This window comes from Pseudomonas sp. BP8 (assembly GCF_017875955.1).
Classification (GTDB): Bacteria; Pseudomonadota; Gammaproteobacteria; order Pseudomonadales; family Pseudomonadaceae; genus Aquipseudomonas.
The window spans coordinates 3,607,399-3,631,280 of the sequence record NZ_JAGINK010000001.1 but is presented as its reverse complement, the minus strand read 5'-3'; the positions used below and the strand labels follow the sequence as shown (position 1 = coordinate 3,631,280).

The 23,882-nt window shown below is 56.6% G+C and carries 23 protein-coding genes and 3 pseudogenes; 17 read left to right on the top strand and 9 right to left on the bottom strand.

Features of this window, described 5'->3' with window-relative positions:
• Positions 1-40 precede the first annotated feature (40 nt).
• The 4 genes from J3B00_RS15955 (at position 41) to J3B00_RS15940 (ending at position 3,740) form a co-directional block, all read left to right on the top strand.
• Complete coding sequence (locus J3B00_RS15955; protein WP_209868586.1) at positions 41-1,477, top strand: NAD-dependent succinate-semialdehyde dehydrogenase; 1,437 nt, start codon at positions 41-43, stop codon at positions 1,475-1,477.
• Between the two features lie 12 nt (positions 1,478-1,489).
• The gene (locus J3B00_RS15950; protein WP_209868584.1) at positions 1,490-1,828 is read left to right on the top strand and encodes a carboxymuconolactone decarboxylase family protein; all 339 of its coding nucleotides are present in this window, start codon (positions 1,490-1,492) and stop codon (positions 1,826-1,828) included.
• Positions 1,825-2,817 carry an NAD(P)H-quinone oxidoreductase gene (locus tag J3B00_RS15945; RefSeq protein WP_209868581.1) on the top strand — a complete coding sequence of 331 codons (993 nt, stop codon included), beginning with the start codon at positions 1,825-1,827 and terminating at the stop codon, positions 2,815-2,817. The genes J3B00_RS15950 and J3B00_RS15945 overlap by 4 nt, the downstream gene beginning before the upstream one ends.
• Before the next feature lie 581 nt (positions 2,818-3,398).
• On the top strand, positions 3,399-3,740 hold the full coding sequence (locus tag J3B00_RS15940; RefSeq protein ID WP_348635953.1) for a hypothetical protein: 342 nt from the start codon (positions 3,399-3,401) through the stop codon (positions 3,738-3,740).
• Positions 3,741-3,949: 209 nt separating this feature from the next.
• On the opposite strand, the gene J3B00_RS15935 is transcribed toward J3B00_RS15940, so the two are convergent.
• Positions 3,950-4,381, bottom strand: a complete 432-nt coding sequence (locus J3B00_RS15935) for a GFA family protein (protein WP_209868577.1) — start codon at positions 4,379-4,381, stop codon at positions 3,950-3,952.
• A gap of 105 nt (positions 4,382-4,486) precedes the next feature.
• Here J3B00_RS15935 and J3B00_RS15930 point away from each other — a divergent pair, with 105 nt between their 5' ends.
• Positions 4,487-5,380, top strand: a complete 894-nt coding sequence (locus J3B00_RS15930; RefSeq protein ID WP_209868575.1) for a LysR family transcriptional regulator — start codon at positions 4,487-4,489, stop codon at positions 5,378-5,380.
• Between the two features lie 295 nt (positions 5,381-5,675).
• Complete coding sequence (locus J3B00_RS15925; RefSeq protein ID WP_209868573.1) at positions 5,676-6,677, top strand: metallophosphoesterase; 1,002 nt, start codon at positions 5,676-5,678, stop codon at positions 6,675-6,677.
• A 281-nt stretch (positions 6,678-6,958) separates the two neighbouring features.
• Here the strand turns inward: J3B00_RS15925 and J3B00_RS15915 are convergent, their stop codons facing one another.
• The gene (locus J3B00_RS15915) at positions 6,959-8,002 is read right to left on the bottom strand and encodes a DUF4238 domain-containing protein (RefSeq protein ID WP_209868571.1); all 1,044 of its coding nucleotides are present in this window, start codon (positions 8,000-8,002) and stop codon (positions 6,959-6,961) included.
• Positions 8,003-8,174: 172 nt separating this feature from the next.
• On the opposite strand from J3B00_RS15915, the gene J3B00_RS15910 reads away from it, so the two are divergent.
• The 5 genes and pseudogenes from J3B00_RS15910 to J3B00_RS15890 all read left to right on the top strand — a co-directional run bounded on the left by J3B00_RS15910 (position 8,175) and on the right by J3B00_RS15890 (position 11,967).
• Complete coding sequence (locus tag J3B00_RS15910) at positions 8,175-8,636, top strand: hypothetical protein (RefSeq protein WP_209868569.1); 462 nt, start codon at positions 8,175-8,177, stop codon at positions 8,634-8,636.
• 763 nt (positions 8,637-9,399) lie between these two features.
• Positions 9,400-9,606, top strand: a pseudogene (locus J3B00_RS15905) (Sir2 family NAD-dependent protein deacetylase); the annotation flags it as partial.
• Positions 9,607-9,705: 99 nt separating this feature from the next.
• Positions 9,706-10,026, top strand: coding sequence for a transposase (locus J3B00_RS15900; protein WP_209868566.1), 321 nt, complete (start codon positions 9,706-9,708; stop codon positions 10,024-10,026).
• Complete coding sequence (gene tnpB / locus J3B00_RS26670) at positions 10,023-10,358, top strand: IS66 family insertion sequence element accessory protein TnpB (RefSeq protein ID WP_245362570.1); 336 nt, start codon at positions 10,023-10,025, stop codon at positions 10,356-10,358. Before J3B00_RS15900 ends, tnpB begins: the two co-directional genes overlap by 4 nt.
• Positions 10,359-10,421: 63 nt before the next feature.
• A pseudogene (locus J3B00_RS15890) lies at positions 10,422-11,967 on the top strand (IS66 family transposase).
• On the opposite strand, the gene J3B00_RS15885 reads toward J3B00_RS15890, so the two are convergent.
• Entirely contained in the window at positions 11,962-12,525 is a 564-nt protein-coding gene (locus tag J3B00_RS15885) for an isochorismatase family protein (RefSeq protein WP_209868564.1), read from the bottom strand. The pseudogene J3B00_RS15890 and the gene J3B00_RS15885 overlap by 6 nt on opposite strands.
• Positions 12,526-12,695: 170 nt before the next feature.
• Between J3B00_RS15885 and J3B00_RS15880 the strand changes: the two are divergent.
• Positions 12,696-13,253, top strand: a pseudogene (locus J3B00_RS15880) (Sir2 family NAD-dependent protein deacetylase); the annotation flags it as partial.
• A 453-nt stretch (positions 13,254-13,706) separates the two neighbouring features.
• On the top strand, positions 13,707-14,150 hold the full coding sequence (locus J3B00_RS15875; RefSeq protein WP_209868561.1) for a 3'-5' exoribonuclease: 444 nt from the start codon (positions 13,707-13,709) through the stop codon (positions 14,148-14,150).
• Here the strand turns inward: J3B00_RS15875 and J3B00_RS15870 are convergent.
• The 3 genes from J3B00_RS15870 to J3B00_RS15860 all read right to left on the bottom strand — a co-directional run bounded on the left by J3B00_RS15870 (position 14,112) and on the right by J3B00_RS15860 (position 16,090).
• Positions 14,112-14,351, bottom strand: coding sequence for a hypothetical protein (locus J3B00_RS15870; RefSeq protein ID WP_209868559.1), 240 nt, complete (start codon positions 14,349-14,351; stop codon positions 14,112-14,114). The two genes, J3B00_RS15875 and J3B00_RS15870, sit on opposite strands and share 39 nt — an antisense overlap.
• Before the next feature lie 495 nt (positions 14,352-14,846).
• The gene (locus J3B00_RS15865; protein ID WP_209868556.1) at positions 14,847-15,149 is read right to left on the bottom strand and encodes a nucleotidyltransferase domain-containing protein; all 303 of its coding nucleotides are present in this window, start codon (positions 15,147-15,149) and stop codon (positions 14,847-14,849) included.
• Positions 15,146-16,090 carry a LysR family transcriptional regulator gene (locus J3B00_RS15860; RefSeq protein ID WP_209868554.1) on the bottom strand — a complete coding sequence of 315 codons (945 nt, stop codon included), beginning with the start codon at positions 16,088-16,090 and terminating at the stop codon, positions 15,146-15,148. Before J3B00_RS15860 ends, J3B00_RS15865 begins: the two co-directional genes overlap by 4 nt.
• 119 nt (positions 16,091-16,209) lie before the next feature.
• Here J3B00_RS15860 and J3B00_RS15855 point away from each other — a divergent pair, with 119 nt between their 5' ends.
• From J3B00_RS15855 to J3B00_RS15845, 3 genes are all read left to right on the top strand, one after another.
• Complete coding sequence (locus J3B00_RS15855; RefSeq protein WP_209868552.1) at positions 16,210-17,334, top strand: metallophosphoesterase; 1,125 nt, start codon at positions 16,210-16,212, stop codon at positions 17,332-17,334.
• Between the two features lie 9 nt (positions 17,335-17,343).
• Positions 17,344-18,198: an SDR family NAD(P)-dependent oxidoreductase gene (locus J3B00_RS15850; protein WP_209868550.1), complete on the top strand. Its 855-nt coding sequence runs from the start codon at positions 17,344-17,346 to the stop codon at positions 18,196-18,198.
• A gap of 88 nt (positions 18,199-18,286) precedes the next feature.
• Positions 18,287-19,495 (top strand): MFS transporter, encoded by a 1,209-nt coding sequence (locus J3B00_RS15845; protein WP_209868548.1) that lies wholly within the window; start codon positions 18,287-18,289, stop codon positions 19,493-19,495.
• A 67-nt stretch (positions 19,496-19,562) separates the two neighbouring features.
• On the opposite strand, the gene J3B00_RS15840 is transcribed toward J3B00_RS15845, so the two are convergent.
• The 3 genes from J3B00_RS15840 to J3B00_RS15830 all read right to left on the bottom strand — a co-directional run bounded on the left by J3B00_RS15840 (position 19,563) and on the right by J3B00_RS15830 (position 22,962).
• On the bottom strand, positions 19,563-20,552 hold the full coding sequence (locus tag J3B00_RS15840) for a zinc-dependent alcohol dehydrogenase family protein (RefSeq protein WP_209868546.1): 990 nt from the start codon (positions 20,550-20,552) through the stop codon (positions 19,563-19,565).
• A gap of 103 nt (positions 20,553-20,655) precedes the next feature.
• Positions 20,656-21,564, bottom strand: a complete 909-nt coding sequence (locus J3B00_RS15835) for a LysR family transcriptional regulator (RefSeq protein ID WP_209868544.1) — start codon at positions 21,562-21,564, stop codon at positions 20,656-20,658.
• Between the two features lie 231 nt (positions 21,565-21,795).
• Positions 21,796-22,962 carry a hypothetical protein gene (locus J3B00_RS15830; RefSeq protein WP_209868542.1) on the bottom strand — a complete coding sequence of 389 codons (1,167 nt, stop codon included), beginning with the start codon at positions 22,960-22,962 and terminating at the stop codon, positions 21,796-21,798.
• Positions 22,963-23,156: 194 nt separating this feature from the next.
• Between J3B00_RS15830 and J3B00_RS15825 the strand changes: the two genes are divergently transcribed.
• Complete coding sequence (locus J3B00_RS15825) at positions 23,157-23,873, top strand: hypothetical protein (protein WP_209868540.1); 717 nt, start codon at positions 23,157-23,159, stop codon at positions 23,871-23,873.
• Positions 23,874-23,882 lie beyond the last annotated feature (9 nt).

The following is a 23,882-nucleotide window of genomic DNA, read 5'->3' as shown; positions in this document are numbered from 1 at the left end:
CAGTGCAGGTCAACCAGAGAACCCTATGAAGGTCACAGCCATGAATACACCCTACGACTCGCTCTACCTTTTCATCGGCGGCGAATGGATCGACACAGAAGGCCGTAAAACGGCGACTGTCAGAAATCCAGCCACTGAAGAAGTCATCGGTCAGGTGCCGCTGGCTACTGCTGACGAGCTTGATCTGGCCCTCGAGACGGCGAAGCTCGCGTTTGAACAATGGCGCAACACGGTTCCAGCTGAGCGTGCCCGGGTTCTCAAACGCGCTGCCGACCTGATCCTGGAACGTGCGACACACATTGCTGCGCAGATGACGCTGGAGGAAGGCAAGCCTCTTGGCGAGGCCATGGACGAAGTTACCCGGGCAGCGGAGTATTTCGAGTGGTTCGCCGAAAGCGCCCGGCGCATCGATGGCCGTGTGGTACCGGCCAACCGCCCCGGTGTGCTGCAACTGGTCAAGCGCCAGCCAATAGGGCCCGTGGCTGCTTTCACGCCCTGGAACTTCCCGGCAATTACGCCGGCGCGCAAATTGTCTGCCGCGCTTGCCGCCGGTTGCAGTGTCATTCTCAAACCTGGAGAGGAAAGCCCCTCCACTGCCCTCGCCCTTGCTCGTGCCTTGGATGATGCCGGGCTGCCGAAAGGTGTGCTGCAGGTCGTGTTTGGCGTGCCTGATGAGGTATCGAGTCAGTTGATCGCTTCGCCCATTATTCGTAAGGTGACCTTCACGGGCTCTGTGCCCATCGGTCGTCTGTTATCGAGTCGCGCAGCCGAAGGCGTAAAGCCGATCACGCTCGAGCTGGGTGGTCATGGCCCAGTGCTGGTGTTCGACGATGCCGACGTGGAGCGAGCCGCAGTGGAGGGCGTCGCCAACCGGTTCCGCGGTACCGGCCAGGTCTGCATCTCTTCAACCCGTTTCCTGGTTCAGCGGAGTGTCTACCCGCAATTCGTCGATCAATTCGTGTCCGCGACCAAAGCACTGCGGGTCGGCAACGGTATGCACCCTCATACGCAAGTCGGGCCGCTCGCCAACCTGCGGCAGTTGAACAAGATGGAGGAACTGGTGGCTGATGCTGTCGCCAAGGGAGCCCAAGTGTTGGCCGGTGGCGAAGCCTTGCCTGGGCCAGGTTTCTTCTTTGCACCCACCGTGTTGGCCGACGTGCCGATGGATGCCCGCATCATGCACGAGGAACCATTCGGCCCGATCGCAATCTTGATGCCATTCGAAGGGCTGGCGGATGGATTGGCTGAGGCGAATCGCTTGCCCTATGGCCTGTCCGCGTATGCGTTCACCACCAATGCACGGACGGCCATCGATGTTGCCGATGGTTTGGAGGCCGGCATGATCGGGATCAATCAATACCGCATCGTCGCCACAGAGCTTCCCTTCGGCGGCATCAAAGAGAGCGGTCACGGCTCGGAAGGCGGCATCGAAGGTATCGAGCACTACCTCACCAACAAATTCATCAGCCAGGTTTGAGGAGCCGCCTCCATGACAGGTCTCAACTTTACAAGCCCTCGTGAGGCGGCCAGGGCTTTCACGCCAAAACTGTCGGAATTCATTGACTCGACCCTTTACCCGCAAATTTGGGGTGACGCCTCTTTGTCGCCACGCGACCGAAGCCTCATCACCATCGCGGCACTGATTGCTGGTGGTCACTCCGATGAGTTGCCGGCCCATCTGCGGCGCGCCATTGCCAACGGTATTACGCGTGAGGAGCTTGCTGGAGCCATTACCCACCTCTCCTTCTATGCAGGATTTCCTGCAGCGATCACTGCATCCGCCGTAGCCCAATCCACCCTCGTTGACTCGGAGCCTTTGAAGCCATGAAAGCGATCACCTTTGAAACCTTTGGCGGCCCTGAAGTCCTCCAGGTGAGTGATGTGCCCGTGCCGGAAGTCCGACCCGCCGACCTACTTGTACGCGTGCACGCTGCCGGCGTTAACCGAGCTGATTTAACCCATCGCACCGGTGGCTATGGACGCCCCAATTTCGGCGACTCGTTGATCATCGGCTTGGAGATCTCCGGTGAGGTGATTGAGGTCGGAACTGAGGTGTCAGGCTATCAAGTCGGCGATCGCGTGATGGGGGTTGTGGGTGGCGGCGCCTATGCTGAAATCGCGCGTATTGATTACCGCATGGCGATGCCGATTCCTGCTGAGCTCGACTACGTGCATGCGGCAGCCATACCGGAAGTTTTTGTGACCGCTCACGAAGCGATGATCCACCTGGCTAAGCTGAAACAGGGCGAGTCGGTACTCATCCATGCCGCTGCTGGTGGCGTTGGTTCAGCAGCTGTGCAGCTTGCTTACGCCACAGGCGCCAAGGTCTTCGCCACCGCCGAGGTTGGAAAGCTATCCCGAGTCGAGAATCTGGGCGCCGATTTCACCATCGATTACAAAACGCAGGACTTTGCCCAGGTCGTCGCGCAGCACACGGACGGGCAAGGTGTGGATGTCATCATCGATTTTGTAGGTGAGCCCTACTTCAAGAGGAACATCAAGTCGCTCGCCAAAGGTGGCCGCCTGGTACAGGTCGGTATTCTGGGCGGCGGGGGTGATGTCGGCCTCAGGCTGGAGGACATTCTGTATCGCCACCTTCAGATCATTGGCACGGTGATGAAGTCACGCACACAGTCTGAAAAGCATGCGATGGTAAGACGCTTCCGAGAATACTGGCTCGATCGGTTCGAGGGGGGAGGTAGTCTCGAGCCCGTGGTCGATAGCACCTTCCCATTGGCGCGAGCCGCGGATGCTCACCGAAAAATAGAGGCTTCACTCAATGTCGGAAAGATCATCCTGACAATGCCTGTCACCTGATTCGGTTCCTTCACTCAGTTTTCACGGAGGATGGGAGGCAGTGAAGCCATCCCTACGTGTGATAGACCTTGCCCGCCTAACCGCGGGCTTTCTTTTACCTATGGCCGCGCTTGGCTGGTGAGGCAGGAGCCTCTCGGAGCATCGACAAGCAGTTGGAGCAGTTGCTCAATCCACCCTCGCGCATCCTGTTCGTACCCTTCACGCCACCGGCTCGACCAGTCTTGAGGAGATCCGTCCTCCTCCCATTCGGCCAATGCGAGGCCATTGACGATCTCCATCTCAAACCAGAGTGACTGCCACCCTTCAGCGTCTGATACCAGGGCGGGGACTTTCCATACAAATTCCGTCCGAGCCACGAAGCTCGACCAGCGCATCAGATCTTGAGGTGCTTCCTGGGCCAATGCGATTAGCGCCGAGACTGTCAGCACGGGGTTACTCCAAGGACAACGAAGAGACTGCTCGACATTCTGCCAGAGATAGCTCTGCATGCACCTCGAACTCGGAGGGGCAGTGTCTTAGATGAACTGACCTCGCTTAGCAAAGTCGAAAGCGTCACGCTCAGAATGGACGGAGCCTCGACTGTGTTGATTAGATTGACCACCCTTTCGTTGGTGATACTGCTGGCTGCCTGTACGCAATACCGCTACATCAACCCAGAGAAACCGGACGGTCTGGATTGCCTGAAGAAACTGGATGCCAAGGTGATTGCGTGCGAAACCGATGTCAAAAATCAGCAGGACAATTTTGATTCGCTGTACGAGACACAGGCACGCTCCACGCAGCAGTGCGAGCACTTCAACACTCTCAATATGCCCAATGCATGCTCCCCGCCCCCAAGTCCCACCAAGGTAGCCAATTACTGCCGCTCTGGTTATCGCGAGAAATTTGTGGAGTGCGGCGGTAGGGTCGAAGAGGTCAAGTAGAGGCGCCTGAAGATCGGCCCATGGGCGTGCCCCTTCGGTGGACGGCTGTCGTAAACCGCACCCTGCCGTTGGCAGGTTACGGCCCTGCCGGGCTTCCATCCTCACGCCTTTGCCCATCCATGGGCTGCGCGCTCCGCTTGCGGTGTCACATCGCAAAGATGTTCATTGCGCGATGCTACCCGCTGGCTGATGCAGGCTAGTAACGTCTTTTACCCTAGTGTGGCGGCAAATTCTTCGGGCGTTGGGCTCTCTCCCCATTGTGGGACAGTACCCGGCAGCACCAACCATGGCTGCTTCCGACGTGTCCAAATATGTGCAACCGGTTCGAAACGCTCCGAGCCCTCCAAAACGCCGGCTCGCACCACGCGGATACCGGGCGCTGCCGAGGTCTCGTTGAACAGCCGGGTATGACATACGCCGCAAGCATGCTGGGTGGACGTTTGCCGCTGGTGTTCATGCTCAAAGATCGCCGCTTCTCCCGCCACCTCAACAGCTGAAGCCGCGCACAGCACGTGCAGACCAAAAGCGCTGCCGCTCCAGCGCTGGCAGTTCAAACAGTGGCAGGCATAAAGTGGCGGCAGTTGCTGCGCTGCGATTTCAATGCTGACTTGCCCACAGCGGCACTGGCCGGTGATTCTCATGCGTTAACTCCTTAGAATGGCGCCTGGAAATGTTCAGGGTGCATGATCCCTGTTCACAGGCTCGGCTAGAAGAGCAAATAAGGAGCAACTGTTGGCTAGGAATGTATGAGCGGTCTTGAATGGGAAAGCCAGCGTGTATTTCTCGCCGTGTTGCGCTCTGGCAGCCTGAGCGGCGCGGCGAAATTGTTGGGTATCGCCCAGGCCACTGCTCGCCGACGCCTCGACCATCTTGAACACGTTCTCGGTGTGAGTCTGTTCACCCGCACACCTCAAGGTCTGACTCCTACTGCCGGAGCGCAGCGCCTGATCGAACATGTGGAGGCTATGGATCTGGCCGCGCAAACCCTCAACCGCATGGCCAGCGCTGAAACGTCCGTGGATCACGGCACGATTCGGCTGGCCTGTGGCGAGTTGCTTGGCGTCGAGGTGCTGCCCGGGCTGCTGCGCCCTTTCCATTACGAACACCCCGGGCTCAAACTTGAGTTAAGCATAAGCGACGCCCTCGAAGATATCGCCAGGCTGCAATCGGATATCGCGGTGCGGCTGTTGCGGCCTAATGAAGCAGATATCTCCGTGCGGCGTGTTGGCAGTTTGCGGATTGGCATTCATGCCAGTGCCGAGTGCCTGGAGCGCTACGGTAACCCAGCCTCCCTGCTTTCGCTGCGCCAGCAGCCGCTGATCGGGCCGGACAGACGCTCAGCGGATTTGCGTCGGTTTGTCGACGCCGGTCTGTGCGATGCCGACCAACATTTCGCCATCGCCTCTGATCATCATCTTTCTCAACTTGCTGCTCTGAAAGCGGGCTTGGGCTTCGATCTTTGCCCGACGCAGATAGCAACATCCCACGGCCTAGTACACGTGCTGCCACACGAATTTAGCTTCGAGGTCGACGTGTGGATCGCAATGCACAACGACTTGCGCAAAATTAACAGAATCGTGCAGGCATTCGATTTTCTAGGTGAACAGTTGCGTCAGTATCTAGGGGTGGTAGCTCAGTGAGCTGGGTAAGTGGTGGCATCCACTGCTAGGGTTCGCCGGCGGCGTAGGTCTGCAACATTCATTCGCGAACGACCGCTTTCGACATAGCGTTTTCGTCTCAGCGCCAGCTCAGCGCTCTCCATAGTGATCCCGTTTGGGGACATTAACCCATAAAAACGCTCGTAATGATCCCATTTGGGATCATTACGAGAGGCGCTGCTGAAGAGGCCGCTTTCCTCGACGTATGCGCTCGATAAGCGGAAAATAGGTGGGTTATCGACACGCCGGAAACGGCACCGGAGACGTGCCCTACCCCATGAATTCCAAGGTTCTTCAGCTCCCGAAAAATCTCCACGGCCGAGATTTTGTTGTGGGAGACATCCACTTCAAAACCACAGATCTCCACCGCGGTCTGCACGCGTTCGGCTTCGATAAAACCAAGGATCGGCTGATCGCTGTAGGGGATGTCATCGACCGCGGGCCTGGTGTGTTGGATGGGCTAAAGCTGCTCGGCGAGCCCTGGTTCTTCAGTGTCCAGGGTAACCACGAGCGAATGCTAATCGACGCATATGAAGCCAATCCCGAGGCTCGCTATTCTGCGCATGGCGCGGGCTGGTGGATGACGATCGCTGATGAGTCAAAAGCGATGATCATCGAGAAGCTTCGGAGTCTTCCGGTCGTGATCGAGGTTGCGTCGAATCGGGGCGTCGTCGGCGTTGTGCACGCAGATGTGCCGGCGGGCATGGCCTGGCCGACCTTCCTGGAGCAAATCGACAATCCCGCGATGGAGGAGATCGCCCTATGGGGGCGAGATCGGATCGTTAAGCACCATCGTGAAGGCGTCCCGGGAGTGTGGCGAGTCTGTACCGGGCATACGTGGATTCCGCGGCCTCTGAGGTTAGGCAACGTGCTGGCGCTAGATGTCACGGGTGGGGCCGACGGTTCGCTGGCCATCTACAGCATCCAGGAAGACAAGATCTTCATTGATGGTGTTGCCACGTCGATCGACCAGGCTGAGTGCTTGAGCGAGCAGCTCCAGGAGCTTGAGCAGCGTGCTGTAGCTCTCAAGACGACAGTGAACAGCAACAAGCTCATCGAGACACAGGTTCTGGCTGCGGAGCTGGAGTCCGTGGTGAAGCTGGTCAATTCAATGTGGCTACACGTTCGTGAAGGCGTTGAGGAGCAGCAACGGCTCGTTAACGCGCTGCATGGGCTGAGCCTTGCGACTGGCGAGCGTCGGGGCGCCAAGCTCGACGAGCTAAGTGCCAGGTATGAGAACACGCAGATTGAAGGGCTTCTTCGGCGATTGTTAGGTTAAGAAGGTTTTATGGAATACGTGATGAGCATCAGCCAGGCGCGTCGACGTTTTCGTCGAGTGCTCAAGCTCGCAGAGAAAGGTCATACGTTCATTTTGACCCGGTGTGGTAAGCCGGTATGTCGGTTGGAGCTCGACGAGTAGGCATACAGAGCTTTCCAGGGCGTGCCCGTTGGGTCGGCTCTCGTGAACCAAGCCGCCCGCTTCGCATTCGTCTTGGCCCTTCGGGCTTCGATCCTCACGCCTTGCGCGCTCCGCTTGCCGGAGGACTGACTGCCTAAATTTCAGATGAGTGATTTGGGCAGCAATTCTCCGACGACGTTGTCCATTATGGACTGAGTTTCTGCCTGCGAAAGCCAGTGTGCATTGGTACCGATCATATCCTGTAGTTCTGTCATCTGATCGCTGCAGGAGATGAAGTATCTCATCGAGCAACGGGCTATCTGCTCCGACAAGTCATAGCTCAGATCCGCTCCGGCGCCCGTCGCAACACCTAGTAGATATTGACTCGATGACAACGGAAGCACGACGTGTAACACCTCGTCTCCCTTATCGAGGAATGACTTGAAGGCCCTTTCCCCTTTGACGTGGAAAAGCACGATCGAATCGCCTAGGGGGAGATTGCATGCTTCAAAGGCTTTGACTGAATACTTCAAGCACGCCAAACGGGCTGCTCGCACGGACGGTGAAACCGCATCCGTCAAAATTTTCACGTGGCTTTGCTTCACAATCTCCGTGATCTGGGGGAGGAATGCTGGCAGCGCATTGCTGATCTTGGCAGCAAAAGCTTCAACTAGAGGCCGAAGCACATCCTGGAGTCTTGTTTGATTGAGACGAAGGATGAGCTGCAGCTGTTCGTACGTAATTCCTTGCTCCGCCAGCGCCCTGTCCAGCATTTCTGACCCAGGGGTAAGGTGCTTTTCGAGAAGCAAGGCCAAGGTGTGAGGATCCGCAAGTTGCAACATGATTTGGCTGGTGCAGTCTTTGAATAGCCCACCCATGTTCTCTCTGACATGCCTACTACGCACTTCGAAATGCGCCAGCATTTCCGCTATGAGGCTGGCATCACCTGCATCTACAAATCCTTCCCGAAGCCTCTCAACGAGAGGCGCGTAGACATGCTGTTCAGCCTCACTGATTTTGTCATCGAGCTCGGTCTCGGCCTCGACGGCATAGAAGTAGCGCTCTAGTCCTACATCAGCGATGTTCGCCGGACGTGGTGGCCGACCATGCTCATACACCCAGGAACGGACAATCTTGCCGTTCGAGGGGATGCGAAATCCTTTTTGCAGAAACCGCGGTATGAAATGTTGTCGGACTCCGGACACTGCTCACCCCTGCTAGAAATTGTGCAAACCAACCATAGCGGGCTGTCGCTACGGCCGCAAACCTTGCCATTGAGCTAACCCTAGGCCACTGCCTTGCGTTACTGTCCGCCATGCAGCGCGGATCGCCGAGAACGCGCTTGCATGGCCACTCAATTTCAACCAAGGGCGCTCCATGCTTCACAAGATCAAAGCTGCAAGGCACCAGGCAAAGTTCTCTCGCAACGCATGCGCATGGTTGCTTATCGACGACATTGGCATTGAGAAGTGGCTCGCTGAGCACTTGGCGGATGAACAGGTGTCATTTCTGGGCCTTTCGCTCATCTGGTTAATTAATGACGCGGAAGAGGCGTTGGCAAAGCGACGATTCACGCCCGGAGAAGACGGGTCATCAACTGTCGTGCCGCTTCTTGTATGCAGTGATGATATGGATTTCGGCTGTACGGTGCTCGTAGCCGAACAGGTCGTCCAAGGAGGCAGCCTCACTTGGATTCGCTTCGGATGGAGCCTTTCAGAGGGACTGGAAGTGGGCGCACAAACGCGCTGGATCAGTGGCAGTCAGCCCGTAGAGTTTGCTCTTGGAGACTTCCAGTGTGCGCTGGAAGATTTCGCAAGAATCCTGTCAGACCATCCTTAGCCAACTACCCAGAGTCAGGCGCAGCGTGAGCTGCATTTCACCGACCTTGGTGCGTACGGAATATTGGTCGAGCGATACTCAAAGCTTTGAGTACCCAGCCTAACCTGGACTTGAGCCGTTGAAAGATGCTGATTCGCTCAGAGCGACGCACGGCCTCTAGTCGCTCAATTTTAGAGATCATCCTCGCGATGCTTTCCCTAGCACGCTGCCGACTTCCTGTCCTTTTCATTGGTGCCTCGGAGATGGTGTGGATGGTCTCGCGAGCTTCACCCTAGCATTTTGGGAAACGGCGCGCCTACCCCCCATGGGACACAATGATTAGTCCTAGCGCGGAAAATCTGTATATGCATACAGCATTCTTTTCCCTCCTGGGAAATTTGATACTCACAGCCCGCTGCCGTCTCATATCTGCCCAGAAAAGGCAGATAAATTAGCCTGCAAGGCCCGTGGTTTGGGGCTTACGATAAATTATGGGGCTTTGACGGCAAGTCCGGTTCCGTGCCGTTCTACCAGCGCCCGCGATGCAAAATCTGCTCAATCGGTGTGCGTTTCTCCGTAATTGATAGATATACTGTATATACATACAGTTTTTTTTTGATGTGAACCGCTCCTACACGGTCTGACCTACTTCTTAGCGCCAGCTTGGTTTTCTGGACACTTATACGACTTACGCAAACACTGCTGCTCGATCCCTCAGCATCGCACAATGACCAAACAGGTAGGCTCGGGTAACCTCAAGGGAACGAATTTCCAGGACATCTCAATGCCGCTCACTACCATCGCTAAGCTGTTGCAGGAGGCAAGGCACGTTGTCGTTTTCACCGGCGCCGGCGTGTCCGCCGAGAGTGGGATCCCAACATTCAGAGATGCATTGACCGGTCTCTGGTCTCGATTCGACCCTGCTCAATTAGCGACCGCCGAAGCGTTCCGTGCGGATCCTGGTCTGTGCTGGGGTTGGTATGAGTGGCGGTAAGCGTCCGGCGAACTCACCTTCCGCACTCCAGCATTAAGGGCGATGGTGTCCGCGTATTTTTAAGCGGACGTGATCGCCCTTATCGCTAGGATTTCCATGCGCCAACGAAGCTCTTATCCGAAACCGTTCAAAGCCCAGGTCGTTCAGGAATGCCTGCAACCTGGCGCATCCAATTCCAGTGTTGCCATCAGCCACGGCATCAATGCCAACCTCATCCGCAAATGGATGCCGCTCTATCGAGATCAGCCCTCAGCGGCTTCACTACCGGCATTCGTCCCACTAAAAGCCGCCCCTAAACGGCCGGCCGAGGCGTCAGTGATCATCGAGTTGCCCATGGCCGGCCAAGTGATCACAGTGAAATGGCCAATCTCAGATCCCGAGGGCTGTGCGCAATTTATCCGGGCTGTCGCTCAATGATCCGCATCGATGCGATTTGGCTCTCCACCGAGCCGATGGACATGCGCGCCGGCACCGAAACGGCATTGGCCCGGGTGATTGCGGTGTTCGGTGCGGCAAAGCCGCACTGCGCTTATCTGTTCGCCAATCGCCGGGCTAACCGGATGAAAGTGCTGGTGCACGATGGCGTCGGCGTCTGGCTTGCCGCGCGGCGACTGAATCAAGGCAAGTTTCACTGGCCCGGCATTCGCCATGGCAGCGAGATCGAACTCGACAGCGAACAACTCCAGGCCTTGGTTCTGGGCCTGCCGTGGCAGCGTGTCGGTGCAGGCGGTGTGATCAGCATGCTGTAACCGCCGAGCATTTGGCCGGTCTACTTGTCGTCGCATCGCGCCTGCTCTGGCACAATCGGCGGCATGACTTTCTCGCCCAACCTCGACCAGATGACCCCGGAACAGCTTCGTGCCTTGGCGGCACAGGCGTTGCAGTTGCAGTCTCAGGTCGAGGCGATGAGCAGGAAGATCCAGAACGATGAAATCCTCATCAAACAGTTCAAGTTCGAAATTGCCCTGCTCAAACGCCACAAGTTTGCCAAGCGCAGCGAGCAAATCAGCCCGGCACAAGGCAGCTTGCTGGATGACCTGCTCGACACAGACCTTGAAGCTATCGAGGCCGAGCTAAAACAGCTTCTTCCCGCGTCGTCACAGGCCGAACCACGGCAATCCCCGAAACGTGCGCCCTTGCCGCCGCAGTTTCCACGCACGGTGATTCGTCACGAACCAGAGAACACGCTGTGCGCCTGTGGGTGCCAACTTCAACGCATCGGCGAAGACGTCAGCGAGAAACTGGATTACACGCCGGGCGTGTTTACCGTCGAGCAACATGTGCGTGGCAAAATGGGCCTGCCGTCAGTGCGAAACACTGATTCAGGCACCGGTGCCCGCGCAGGTTATCGATAAAGGTATCCCGACCGCTGGCCTGCTGGCCCACGTGATGGTGGCCAAGTTTGCCGATCACTTGCCGCTCTACCGGCAGGAGAAAATCTTTGGCCGCGCCGGGCTGGCCATTGCTCGCTCGACCTTGGCCCAGTGGGTCGGGCAAACCGGCGTGCGGCTCCAGCCGTTGATCGATGCACTGCGTGAAGCGGTGCTGAACCAGGGTGTGATTCACGCTGACGAAACACCGGTTCAAATGCTTGCGCCAGGCGAGAAGAAAACCCACCGGGCCTATGTCTGGGCCTACAGCACGACGTCGTTTTCGGCGCTCAAAGTCGTGGTGTACGACTTCAGCCCAAGCCGTGCTGGCGAACATGCACGCAACTTCCTAGGCGACTGGAACGGTAAGCTGGTTTGCGATGACTTCGCTGGCTACAAAGCTGGTTTTGAACAAGGCATCACTGAAATCGGCTGCATGGCTCACGCCCGTCGCAAGTTTTTCGATCTGCACACGGCGAACAAAAGTCAGCTGGCCGAACAAGCACTGCACTCGATCAGCGGCTTGTACGAGGTCGAGCGCCAAGCGCGGGACATGAATGATGAAGATCGGTGGCGAATACGTCAGGAGTTGGCGGTACCGATCAGCAAAACACTGCATGAGTGGATGCTGGCCCAGCGCGATCTGGTACCCAACGGATCGGCCACGGCCAAAGCCCTCGATTACAGCCTGAAACGCTGGGTAGCGCTGACGCGCTACCTGGACGATGGGGCTGTGCCCATCGACACCAACCAGGTGGAGAACCAGATCCGGCCTTGGGCGCTGGGCCGCTCGAACTGGTTGTTTGCCGGGTCGCTGCGCAGCGGTAAGCGGGCGGCTGCAATCATGAGCCTGATCCAGTCAGCGCGCATGAATGGGCACGATCCGTACGCCTATCTCAAAGACGTTCTGATGCGGCTGCCGACCCAGCGGGCCAGTGAAATCGGGCACTTGCTACCGCATCAGTGGGAGCCTGCCGCCGTTTCATAGGCAGAGCTGTGCGACCACATCATCTGATGACATGACTTGGGCATATTCGGTGCCCAGTATGGCCAAGGTCAGTTCATAGACGGTTGAGGCGTCCCAACACGTTCCTTGCGGCCCGATTACGGGTACAGCAGTCGTGGCATCCGCAGGAAGAATAATTTCGTACCCAAGCGCTTTCCCGGCTCGGATAGTGGCATCCATGCTGTTATGAACCACAACTCCGGTCAAAACAATGCCTTTTACTTGCATGCTTTTGAGAATGGCATCCAATTGGGTTCCTATGAATGCGCAGTTCTCACGCTTGATGATGACAATCTCGCCCTCTACCGGAGCCACTTCTTTCTTGATCCCATTCCAGGGGCCATGAACGTGATAGCTGGAGGTGGGATTCTCTTCATCATGCTTCACATGAAGGACAGGCCAGCCATTTGATCGCCAGTGCCGCAGAAGGCGCTGGATTACGGACAAATAGCCAGGGTGGCTTTTACCATTCCAAACAGGCTGATCGATAGCATCCTGAACATCGAGGATAATCAGGGGGATGCTAGGCGTGTCCTTCATGTGGGGTCGTCTCCTTACGATGGACGCTTAGTGTGCTGCAGCGTATTCCCGTCAACAAGCAGCGCAGTCTCGCTAGGGTACCGGTGCTGACAAAGAGGCCACTAAGGAGGGGCTGCTACCCCGTCAGTGGACTCCGGCCCAGCTCACGCAAGGTGAATTGGGCGGACGCTTACGAGTGGCGTAGGTTGAAAGTGCTCCAAGCGCAGCCGAATGCAGCTCATCTCGCGATAGCAGAACTCGCTAAGCACGTTCCTAAGCTGACAGTCGTAACCCAGAATGTGGATGACCTGCATGAACGGGCTGGGAGCCAGGACGTGATTCATCTCCACGGTAGCCTTCATTCACCTAGGTGCATTGACTGCGGCAATGCCCACATGGCGCCCCTTTCTTCTGATGACTTACCCGTGGATGGTTGCCGTCTTGAGCCACCGCGGTGCGATGCATGTAACGGATACATCAGGCCCGGAGTCGTATGGTTCGGAGAAATGCTTCCGCACGCAGCCTGGAGCGCGGGTTTTGCTGCCTCAGGTGCTTGTGATTTGTTCTTCTCGATCGGTACGTCCGGTGTCGTGTATCCAGCCGCGGAGTTGCCCCTACGCGCGTTAGGAGCAGGCGCGAAAGTCATACACGTCAATCCTGCTCGTGTAGAGGTCTGCAATCAGGAGCTTTGGCTCCAAGGTTCTGCCGCAGACATGATGAAAGCACTCCTAGAGCAAGCTTTTGGGTGATACGTGGTCGACGTTTATCCTCCGGCCCGCGGCAAAGGGTAAGTCTACAGAGACTCTAAGGCTTCAGATGCCCAGGTCATCATCAATTCGCCTCCCCACCAGTTCACGAGGGAGGACGTCAGCGGGCACTAGCAGCAAGAGGCGGTCTGCGAGGTAATCGCTGTAGCACGCCAGAATCGTAACTCTATTGGGCAGATCGTCTGGGCCTGGCGCTTCGATGCCCGCCTCCACCTGAGCGCTCTTAACTATCCTGAGAATGTCCTCGCCTAGCCATTGCCGTTCGAGATACTCCTTTTGGCTGCGGGCGGGTCTCGGCCCGAAGGAACGCAGCAGATCAACCACGGTTTCGAGAAGTCTTTGGGGGCCCAGGTGTTCCAACGCAGCTTTCCAGAGCACTCCTTCTTGGGCCATTGTGAATCGATTACGAAGCATTAGTGGTACAGGATCCTTCTGATGAGAATTTTTCTAGATTGCGAATTCACGCAGCTCAATGCCACAGCAAAGCTGATTTCGCTGGCGCTGGTAGCAGAGGACGGCAGGGAATTTTATGTCGAATTGCTCGACACATGGCACCTCGATGACTGCAGTGATTTCGTAAAGGAGATCGTTCTCCCTCAGCTGTGGGGTGGTGACCATAGCTGTCCTATTCTCGATGCCCGCGACAGGCTAATAGCGTTTCTGCGCTCATTCGACTGCATGATCACGGTAGTGACTGATGCCCCAGAGTACGACTGGGAGCTGTTCTGCGAACTCGCTTACAACGAAGGTAAGTGGCCGCAAAACGTGTATCCGGCGCCCACAAACGCGCTCACCCTCGAGCCCCTGAACGACGGATCAGAACTCCCTCATCATGCTTTGCTAGATGCTCGGATCATCGCAGGCATGTTTGTCGCGTAGGCCCTGAGTGGGCGCCAGCAATGTCTCGTCATCCAAAGCCGTTGGTATGCCGCTGCCAATTTTGATCAGGTCGCCAGCATGCTCTCGAGCAATGGCATCAAGCATTTCTTGATTCAGAAAAGCTGGGCGCTCACGAGCCATTTTGAGTTCATAAGCATCGAGTGGTGGGCCCTGCTCTGTCGCAGACTTTTCACGTGTCATTCAGGGTGCCAATGGCTGAAACGAATCGGCGCTACCGGGGCGGTAGCCTCTGAGCGACGGAACTATACCCTATGGCAGAAGCCAAGCAATCCACCCTGGTGAGAGCACAAATAACCTTTTAGAAATTAAGGTTATTTACATGTTGTTTGGGGGCAAAAATGAAGCCGGGGCCTTACAGGCCCCAAAAAAACGACCAGCATTGCTCGGGGGGCGGAGCGACCTGGTCTCTGACTTTACTGGAGAAAATCAGCTCAAAGCATTGGCTTCGCCCAACAGCGAAAATCGAAAAAGCAAAATCGAGAACCTGTTAGCTGGTGTGGCGCATGCCAGGTGCGCGGTGGCTGGGGCACCGCTGCTTTGCTTTTGACTTCAAACTATAAAGCTCCGGTTCTAAAAAATAATTTCAAGGGGGGGTACGAAAAAAATTCAAAACCTTCGGTTTGTGGGCTTCTCACCCCTACTGAAATGGTCGCATCTGTCACGTCAGACGCTTAATCACAGGAGAATGGCAGAGCGCTCCACCTCGGATTTGAGGTGGTCAGGCATGTTGTTCGCCACGTTCATATCAACCGGTATCCCCAGCATTTCCTCCAGCTTCGATTCAAGAGCCAAGATGTCGAAGAGAGAGATCTTCCCTGCCCGCTCAGCCGGTATGGTTACAAGGAGGTCGAGGTCGCTGCCCTCTCTGTCTTCACCGCGGCAAACGGAGCCGAATATCCGGACGTCCACGAAACCGTAGGACTCGACAGCTTGCTTGATCTCATTGGTTTTCCCCCGGATAGCATCGGACGGCCTCACGCTGGGCGACCTCTCGTGCTCCATGTACTCGAATCGGCGCGCAGTACGTCGATGAGTTCACGTAGTCCTGGAGGCATTTGTCGCCGACCTGGATAGTACAGGTAGTAAGGTGCCCCAAGCGGCGACCAGTCAGGTAACACTACCTGCAGGCGCCCAGCGTCCAGGTGCGCTCGAATCCGCTCTTCGGGACAGTAGGTGATACCCCGATCGGCGAGCGCCATCTGAATTCCGAACTCGGTTTCATTGACGCACAGCTGACCTGGCACATCGATCACTCGTCGATCGCCAATCTTGTCGAAATCCCATCTATAGATCACACCCTGTCCTGTTCGGATCTGGATGCACTTATGGTTGAGCAGGTCATCCGGGGTTTCCAGCCGAGGCGCCCGGTTAATGTACCGTGGGGACGCTGCGGCTACCCATCGGATATGGTCACTGATAGGCACTGCGATGAAGTCTTCAGGGATGGTCTCTCCGTAACGCACACCCGCGTCGAATCCCGCCGCAAGGATGTCCACCATACGGTCGTCGATTGCGATCTCTACAGATACATCCGGGTAAGCGTCGAGGAAGGCAGGTAGAGACTTGGTGAACAGCAACTTGGCGCCGTCACTTAGCACGTTTATCCGCAGACGTCCGGAGGGTCGATCACGATGCTGATCGACCTCAGCCAGCGCGCCCCCAATCTCCTGGAAGCCCACTGCGAGCCGTTTTGCCAGGGTGCTACCCGCTGCCGTCGGAGACACGGTTCGGTTAGTGCGGTTCAGCAGGCGCACCCCTAGCCGCGCTTCTAGATTGCGAATTGAGTGGCTCAGTGCAGAGGTCGTCACGCCCAACTCAATTGCCGCTTTCGTGAAGCTGCGATGCCCCTCCACTACCAGAAATGAGTTCAAGTCGGCCAGGTCGGATCGGGAGAGCTTGGCTGTGGGAAGTACAGGCATAAAGTCATCCAGTGATGAGCAGGATTCAACACAGCATTGATAAGGCCTAAACCTAATGCTGCCTTTGAAAAGCTAACATAAATCCAGCTCAACACTGATAATGAATGAAGGTATCTGCTGTGTTTCACGTATACACCCTTGCCGGAGCTCTCTACTTGATATGGCGCTTTGTGCTGCCACTCCCTATCGCCAAAACCTGGTGCGTAATCGGGGCGATGGTGCTTCTCGGCGTATCTCAGTACCACGCACTCCAGATCCTCACGTTCGGTACGATGTTCTCCCCAGAAATGCCGCGCATCTTGGTCATCCTGCTTGGTTGGGCGTTCTGTACGTTTGTGCTGCTCGCTGTCTTCACGTTGTTGCTGGACGTGTGCAACCTGGTGATCAAGGCAATTCGTAGCGCTCGTAGCCTCGCCACAGCACGCAACAGACTTGGCGCAGCGGCGTTCGCAGTGCTGTTGTCCGGATACGGTGTTCACCAAGCCATTCAGGTACCACCCATCAAACGCGTCAGCGTCGAGATCCCAAACCTGCCAAGGGGGCTTGATGGCATGCGCATCGTGCAACTGTCGGATCTGCATATCAGTCGGTTGTTCGACGCACCGTGGACGGAGGACGTGGTTGCCAAGACCAATGCGCTCAATGCCGATCTGGTTGTGATCACCGGCGACCTGATCGATGGGACACCTGAGGCCAGGCAACGCGACGTGAAAGCTTTGGGCGGCCTGCGTGCCGAGTTGGGCGTGATCGCAATCCCTGGCAATCACGAATACTACTTTCAAGAAGGTCGTTGGCGGCAGATCTTCGAACAGCTAGGCATGAAGGTGCTGGTCAACGAGCACGCGATTGTCGCCCGAAATCAAACGCAGTTGGCAGTTGCCGGCGTCACTGATGAGGTCGCATCCAATTACAGGGGTGCGGCTCCTGACCTCGGTCAGGCCATTACAGGCATTCCAGAACGTACACCTATTGTTCTGCTGAAACACCGCCCGCAAAGCGCCCGGGAGTCGGCGGAAGCTGGGGTGTCACTTCAATTATCCGGCCACACGCATGGCGGCATGATCCTGGGCCTGAATCATATCGCTCGTTATGCGAACGACGGGTACATATCGGGCATGTACCAGGTCGGGAGCATGACCCTATACGTCAGCAATGGCACAGCGCTGTGGAACGGCTTCCCTATCAGGCTCGGTATCCCGCCTGAAATCACCGAGCTGACTTTGCATTCCTCTCAACAACCTTGAAGGTGCCCAATGAATCATCCAGCCATTCGTAGCGGCAGTGTTGCCGTGATTACAGGTGCTGCAGCAGGTATCGGTTTCGCGATCGCGCGTCGACTTTGCGATGAAGGTATGAAGGTCGTGTTGTTCGACAAAGACCAGGCAGCCCTTGATGGCGCTGTCAGTAAGCTGTGTAACGTTAACCCACCTGCGAAGCTACTCTCTGTAACGGGTGACGTCGCTTCCGCGGAGTCGTTGCAGCAGCTGTACGATCACGCAACACTATTCGGTGATGTCTCGTTGGTCGTGAACAATGCTGCCATCGCCAACCGTGCTGGGCCGTGGCACGACATCAATCAGTGGCGGCAAACCATGGAAGTCAACTTTTGGAGTGTGTTGACCATCCAGCAACTCTTTACTGAGTATCTCCTCAGCAAAGACACCCCAGCCGCTATCGTGAACGTGGGTTCCAAGGAGGGCATCACTACACCTCCAGGCAATGCGGCTTACAACGTCTCCAAGGCCGCTGCGAAGGTACTGACAGAGCAGCTGGCTCACGAGCTTTACGAGCGCACCCGGAATCGCGTAACTGCCCATTTGCTGATTCCCGGCTACACCTACACGCCGATGAACTTCCCTGGCATGGCTGAGGGCTCTACAAAGCCAGAGGCTCCATGGACTGCCGACCAGGTCGCTGAGCGTATGCTCGAAAGCATGGCTCGAGGGGAGTTCTACCTGTTCTGCGAAGACAATGAAGTGACGCGCGAACTCGATCAGCGCCGCATGCAATGGTCGGCAGACGACATGATTCAGAACCGCCCTGCTCTTTCTCGTTGGCATCCAGCTTTCGCCGAGCAGTTCAAAGCCTACATCGCCGACCTGAAGTAACAGCTACCTCTCACTCATCGAGATGCCGACTCGTTCTGGTCACCTGGGACGGGTGCAGACCATCTCACGCTCAAAAAAAGGCAATTCCATGAATACTCAAGTCGCGCCCCCTGCCCGCGATGCTAGAAAAATTCACACGCCTCACGGGGTTGCCGCAGCAATTCTGGCTCTAGGCACTGGCGGTCTATTTATCGGTACCGGCGAATTCGTCTCCATGAGCCTGCTGCCCGATATCGCCAAGTCCAACGCCGTCTCGATCCCCACCGCAGGTAGCTACATCACCGCCTACGCGCTGGGCGTTGTGGCAGGAGCCCCACTCATCGCGATTCTTGCCGCGCGCTGGTCAAGGAAGTTGCTCCTCATCGTGCTTTTGGCCCTCTTCGCCTTGGGCTATGCCGCGAGTGCATTAGCTTGGAGTCACGCGTCGCTGCTAGTTGCGCGCTTCATTGGAGGACTACCGCACGGGGCCTACTACGGTGTGGCGTGCCTTGTAGCTACGGCTCTGGTCGGTGAGGATAAGAAGGCGCAAGCAGCAGGCTATGTCATGGCAGGCCTGGCAGCCGCGAATGTCATTGGAGTGCCGGTGGCAACCTGGATCGGTCAGAATATGGGATGGCGAGCGACCTTTGGCGCGTTGGCAGTGGCCGGCGTCATTTCCATGGCTTTGTTCTGGTACTTTATTCCGACCATTCCCAAGGACGAGCAAACCAGTCCCGCAGCAGAAATGGCTGGTCTAAAACACCTGCAAATATGGTTGACGCTAGCCACAGCCTCGATCGGCTTTGGCGGTATGTTCGCCGTCTACAGTTACATCACCCCCACGTTGACTGAAGTCTCGGGCTTTAGCATTAACCAAGTGCCCATGGTGCTTGCTTTGTGGGGGCTTGGAATGATCGCCGGCAACTTGATCGGCGGGCGCCTAGCTGATCGTGCTTTGATACCAGCGATTTTCTACATCATGGTGTGGAATGTGCTGTTCCTGGCGCTCTTCTCAATCTTTGCATCTTCATCGGTCGCGACCTTAGTCACCCTATTCATGGTTGGTTGCGGTTTTGCTCTCGTGCCGGCGCTTCAGGTGCGCTTGATGAATGTAGCGGGACGAGCACAGACATTGGCGGCAGCGCTGAACCACAGTGCATTCAACATTTCGAATGCCGTTGGCGCCAGCCTGGGAGGATGGGCGATCGCCGCGGGTTGGGGGTGGGCATCGACCGGCTGGGTTGCGAGCTTACTGGCACTCATAGGCGTGCTGCTCATGGCGTTGTCTGTAGTGCTTGAACGTGCTCGATTGAATTAACCCCTCCAAATCGCCCTCGTCTCTTATGGCTCGGACAGACACTGCTTCTGCCCGGGCCTTGATCGGTCTAGAGCTCTACAACGATCTTGCCTACCTGGCTGTTCGATTCCATGTAGCGGTGCGCTTCCACGATCTCATCGAACTTGAACACCCTGCCGACAATCGGACGCAAGCTGCCATTCTCCAGGCCCTCGGTGATGAACGCCTTGGCCTGGTTCAGCCTCGCCTCATCCTGGGTAACCTCGAAAAGCTGGTAACCGCGGATGGTTAAGTCTTTGCCGAGCAGCTCCATCACTGGCACGCTGATGTCAGACGTTTCTAGTGCACCGTACTGGAAGAAAATCCCGAGGAAAGACAGCGACCGCAGTATGTTTCCCACCTCAGGGCCACCCACGGGGTCAAAGGCCATGCGTGCACCCTTCCCGTCTGTAATGCGAGCCACGGCGGCGACCAGATCCTCTTCAGCGGTGGCAATCACGTGCACTGCCCCTGCGTCCACAAGCGCTTGGCGCTTCTCCGAGGTGCGGGTCAGAGCTACCGGAATAGCGCCGAGTGAATTGGAGATCTGAATAGCTGCCAGCCCCACACTGCTCGATGCAGCCCTGATCAGCACAACATCACCTTTCTGTAGCTGGCCGATATCCACCAACGCGCCATAAGCGGTGACGTACTTCATCCAGGTAGCAGCAGCTTCTACTGAAGACAGCCCTGCTGGCTGCTTCACCAAGGCATGCGCCGGCGCGACAACGGTTTCGCCGTACATACCGTAATCCGCAAATGAGAAGGCTGGGATCACATTCACTTCATCACCGACGGCAAACTCGCTCACGCCCTCTCCGACCGATTCAATCGTACCTGCTGCCTCATAGCCCAGGGCCGCGGGCATGTCTGGAGTAAAGGTGTACTGGCCGGAGCGGTACATCGCTTCCGCGCGATTGAGTCCAAGCGCCTTGACCTTGATCTTCACCTCACCTGGGCCTGGAGCCCTAACATCAAGCTCATCAATCTGAAGAACCTCAGGGCCACCAAGACGGTGGAATCGAACAACCTTTGACATGTCTTTGTTCCTTTTGCGAATGCTCAAAGGGCAAATTTACGGAGCTGCAAGCCGGAGAAAAAGACACGCACGAGTTACAGACTGGTATCCCTGAAATTACCAATCAAGGCTGGGTCAAGCCCTTTTCAGCCATTAGCGACCGCAGCCACGCTACGAAGGCCTTGACCGCTGGAGGCATCAGCTCGCGGTGGGGGTACAGGATCGAGACACGCTTTGAAGGTACTGGACAGTGCTGCATCACCCGCACCAGCGCGCCGGAATCAAGATGAGCCTGAACATTGAGCGCGGGGCCCTGGATCAGGCCGAAACCCGCCAGGGCTGATGCGACGAAGCCTTGAGTGTCATTCACATTGATTGCTGATTTGACCCGAACGGTCTGGATTTCTTCGCCGTCAACGAACAACCATTCCAAAGTGCGAGGATTGCTGCCGGAGAAGTAGTTGACCGCAAGGTGTTTGCTCAGATCACCTATCTGCTCGGGTAAACCATGTCGCGCGAGATACGCTGGAGATGCGCACGTCACCATGGGTAGATAGCCAATACCGCTGGCAATTAGGCTGGAATCTTCCAAGGCGCCAAGCCTCACGACGCAATCAACGCCTTCGCTGATGAGGTCGATTGGCTTATCACTGGTACCCAGCGTCAACTCGATCCCAGGATAGCGTTGCTGGAAATCCATCAGTGACGGAATGATGAGCAGGTGGCCCACCGACACAGGCAAGTCGACCCGCAGCTTCCCGATCAATCGCTCTGGACGATCGCTCAGTGAAGACATCGCCTGGCCGACATTGTCGAGGATGGCCTTGCACCGATGGTAAAACGCCTCTCCTTCTGGGGTCATGCTGAGACTGCGTGTAGACCTGTTGAGCAGTCGTCCATCAAGTCGCTGCTCAAGGAGCTGGATTGACTTTGACACCGCCGGCCGGTGCATGTGAAGCGACTGTGCAGCGTTGGTAAAACTACCCGTCTCCACAACACTCACGAACACTTGCATCGCGTTCAGTACATCCATTCATGGCTCCAGGTAAATGGTTCGAACGCCGCAGCTTACCGATGCTGTTCAGATAGGCAATCCAATCACAGTGCTAAGCGTGAAATGCCGCTGGCGCCTGTTCCGAGGATGCGAATGGTCACCTGGTTGGGGGCATCGACCTTCTGGGTTGCGCGCTTCCTGGCACACTTGGGCGTATTACTCATGAGGGTTCTGTCGTGATCGAGCGTGTGCTGTTGGACTAACAGCTTTCTAGCGTTCCCACCAATCGTCCTCATCTTTCGCAATTCTGTATCCAGTGAAATAGCTTTCAATCTGACAGTCGAGAGAAATGGTAACGGGCGATGTTGATGGGTCTAAGAGCGCGGCTTGCTGGCGCGCCCATTCCGCCCATGCTTCGACCTGGTCAGCTTCTGCCTGGCAGTCTCTGACCACCGCGTCGACAAAAGACCGCAGCCTTTTGGCTTTTTCCCAGTGCTCGAGGTTGTGCACCAAGCGCTTACGCAGGCGCCGTTGTTGCTCCGACTTGATCGAGTCAGCCTTGCGGATGAGCTCCTCCTCCTCGTCGCGGCGCCTTTTCTCCTCCCATTCTTCGCGAGATACCTTGATTCTCTGGGTGAGAGCCTCTAAGCCCGGGATGAATAGGTGGATTTTGTCCTCAATTCTTCCTGTTCTCGCGTCGGAAAATGTTTTCTGCGGCCCGTAGTCTGGGCTTTCCCTGAGAATCAAGGTCAGCTCTCCAGTAGAGAGAAACTCATACCTAGGCATCCCCATTCGTGAGAGGTCTAGAGTCCAGACTTTTTTCGGCTTTGGGTCTGGTGGCGGCGGTGGCAGCTCTTGCTTCAGCAACCTTTCTCGCAGTGTGACGTAGACCGTTTCTCCGTCGAAGGTCACCGTCGTCTGCTGTTTGGATACGGCCCACCTACAGCCATTGGTCTCGGTGTGCTTGATCAGCGTGTCCAGGAGGATTGCGGCGCGATCGATGAGTGCTGGTGAGATCCTGGTGTTAAGCACGTTGTCTTGCTGGAGCGCCAGCCTTCCTTCAATCGCTTTGGCTTTCTGTGCCGTCTTCCGCCAGCGGTTTACGAGTGGATGTGGATCGACAAGACTGTCAGGGATCGTGACTTTGGGTGGCGGAGGTATTTCGTCGGTTACGGACGCCAGTTTTTCAGGTAACAAGGTGCGGTCTAGCACACGAAATGACACCAGCTCGTTAGAGGTTGGTGGAGCAGGCTTTTTCGGTCGTTTCGTTACTGGTTTTGCCCAATGGCCGCGGCGAGGGACAGCGATACCCGCCCTTCTGCAGGCTTTACCCAGCGCAACGTCTGAGACACCAATTTCTCGTGCGAGCGTCAGGACAGGTGTCGACCAAACCTTCTCAAACAGCTCTAGGGCCGGGAACGAGACCATCTTGTACATATGACCGCCTGCCGCCAATGCTTGCGAATTCTCAGCGTAGGTCATTCACGCGGTGTGAGCTCACGACAACGCTGCTGAAGAAAGCCATCGGATGATGTCTTTTGGCCATTGCGCTGCTTGTGCGCCGCACTATGATGGCTCTCAGCCCACTGCAGTGGCGCTTGAACTCGACTGGCATCGCAATGGAGTACGACATGCCCTTAGCCCCCTCTTTGATTGGCGACCTCTGGAGCTTCCGTACCGCGCGTACGATGTTGCCCATTCTGGTTTGGTGCGCTAAGCACCGACGCACCATTTCCTACAGTCATCTAGATGCGGAAATCGTCCGTCGCGGCTTGGGTGCTCATACACACGCCGCTGCCTATGGCCGCGCCGCTGGCCTGGTAGGTGATGCGCTTTACGAGCTTGAAGAGGAACTTGGGCTTGAACTCCCGCCGCTGAATGCGCTGGTGGTCAACAAATACTCCCGCAGGCCCGGTAGCGGGTGTAACGCGTACTTGGATCAGTTTGTTCCCAGCCGCACCTTCGCGCAGCTCAATGATGACGACCAATGGGCTGTCCTTGAGCAGGCTTGGGACAAAATCTACAACTGCAGAAACTGGGACGCTCTCCTCGATTATCTCGAAATGGAAGCACTTGCTGGCGCGGTGCCCTCCGAGTACGAGGATGACCACGAGCAAGTGATCATCCCCGAAACGGGTGGCTTTTCGGGCGGTGAATCGGAACATCATCGGCGGCTCAAGGAGTATGTCCTACGTCACCCAGATCTTGTAATTGAGTCGGATGCGCACGATTGGGAGGGAGCCGTTGAAGTCATGCTCCCGTCCGGCGATTGCGCTGATGTGATGTTCCACAATGGGCCATCGATGCTTGCTGTGGAGGGTCAAATCTTTCATCTCCTCGGCCGCTGACCTGTCCCG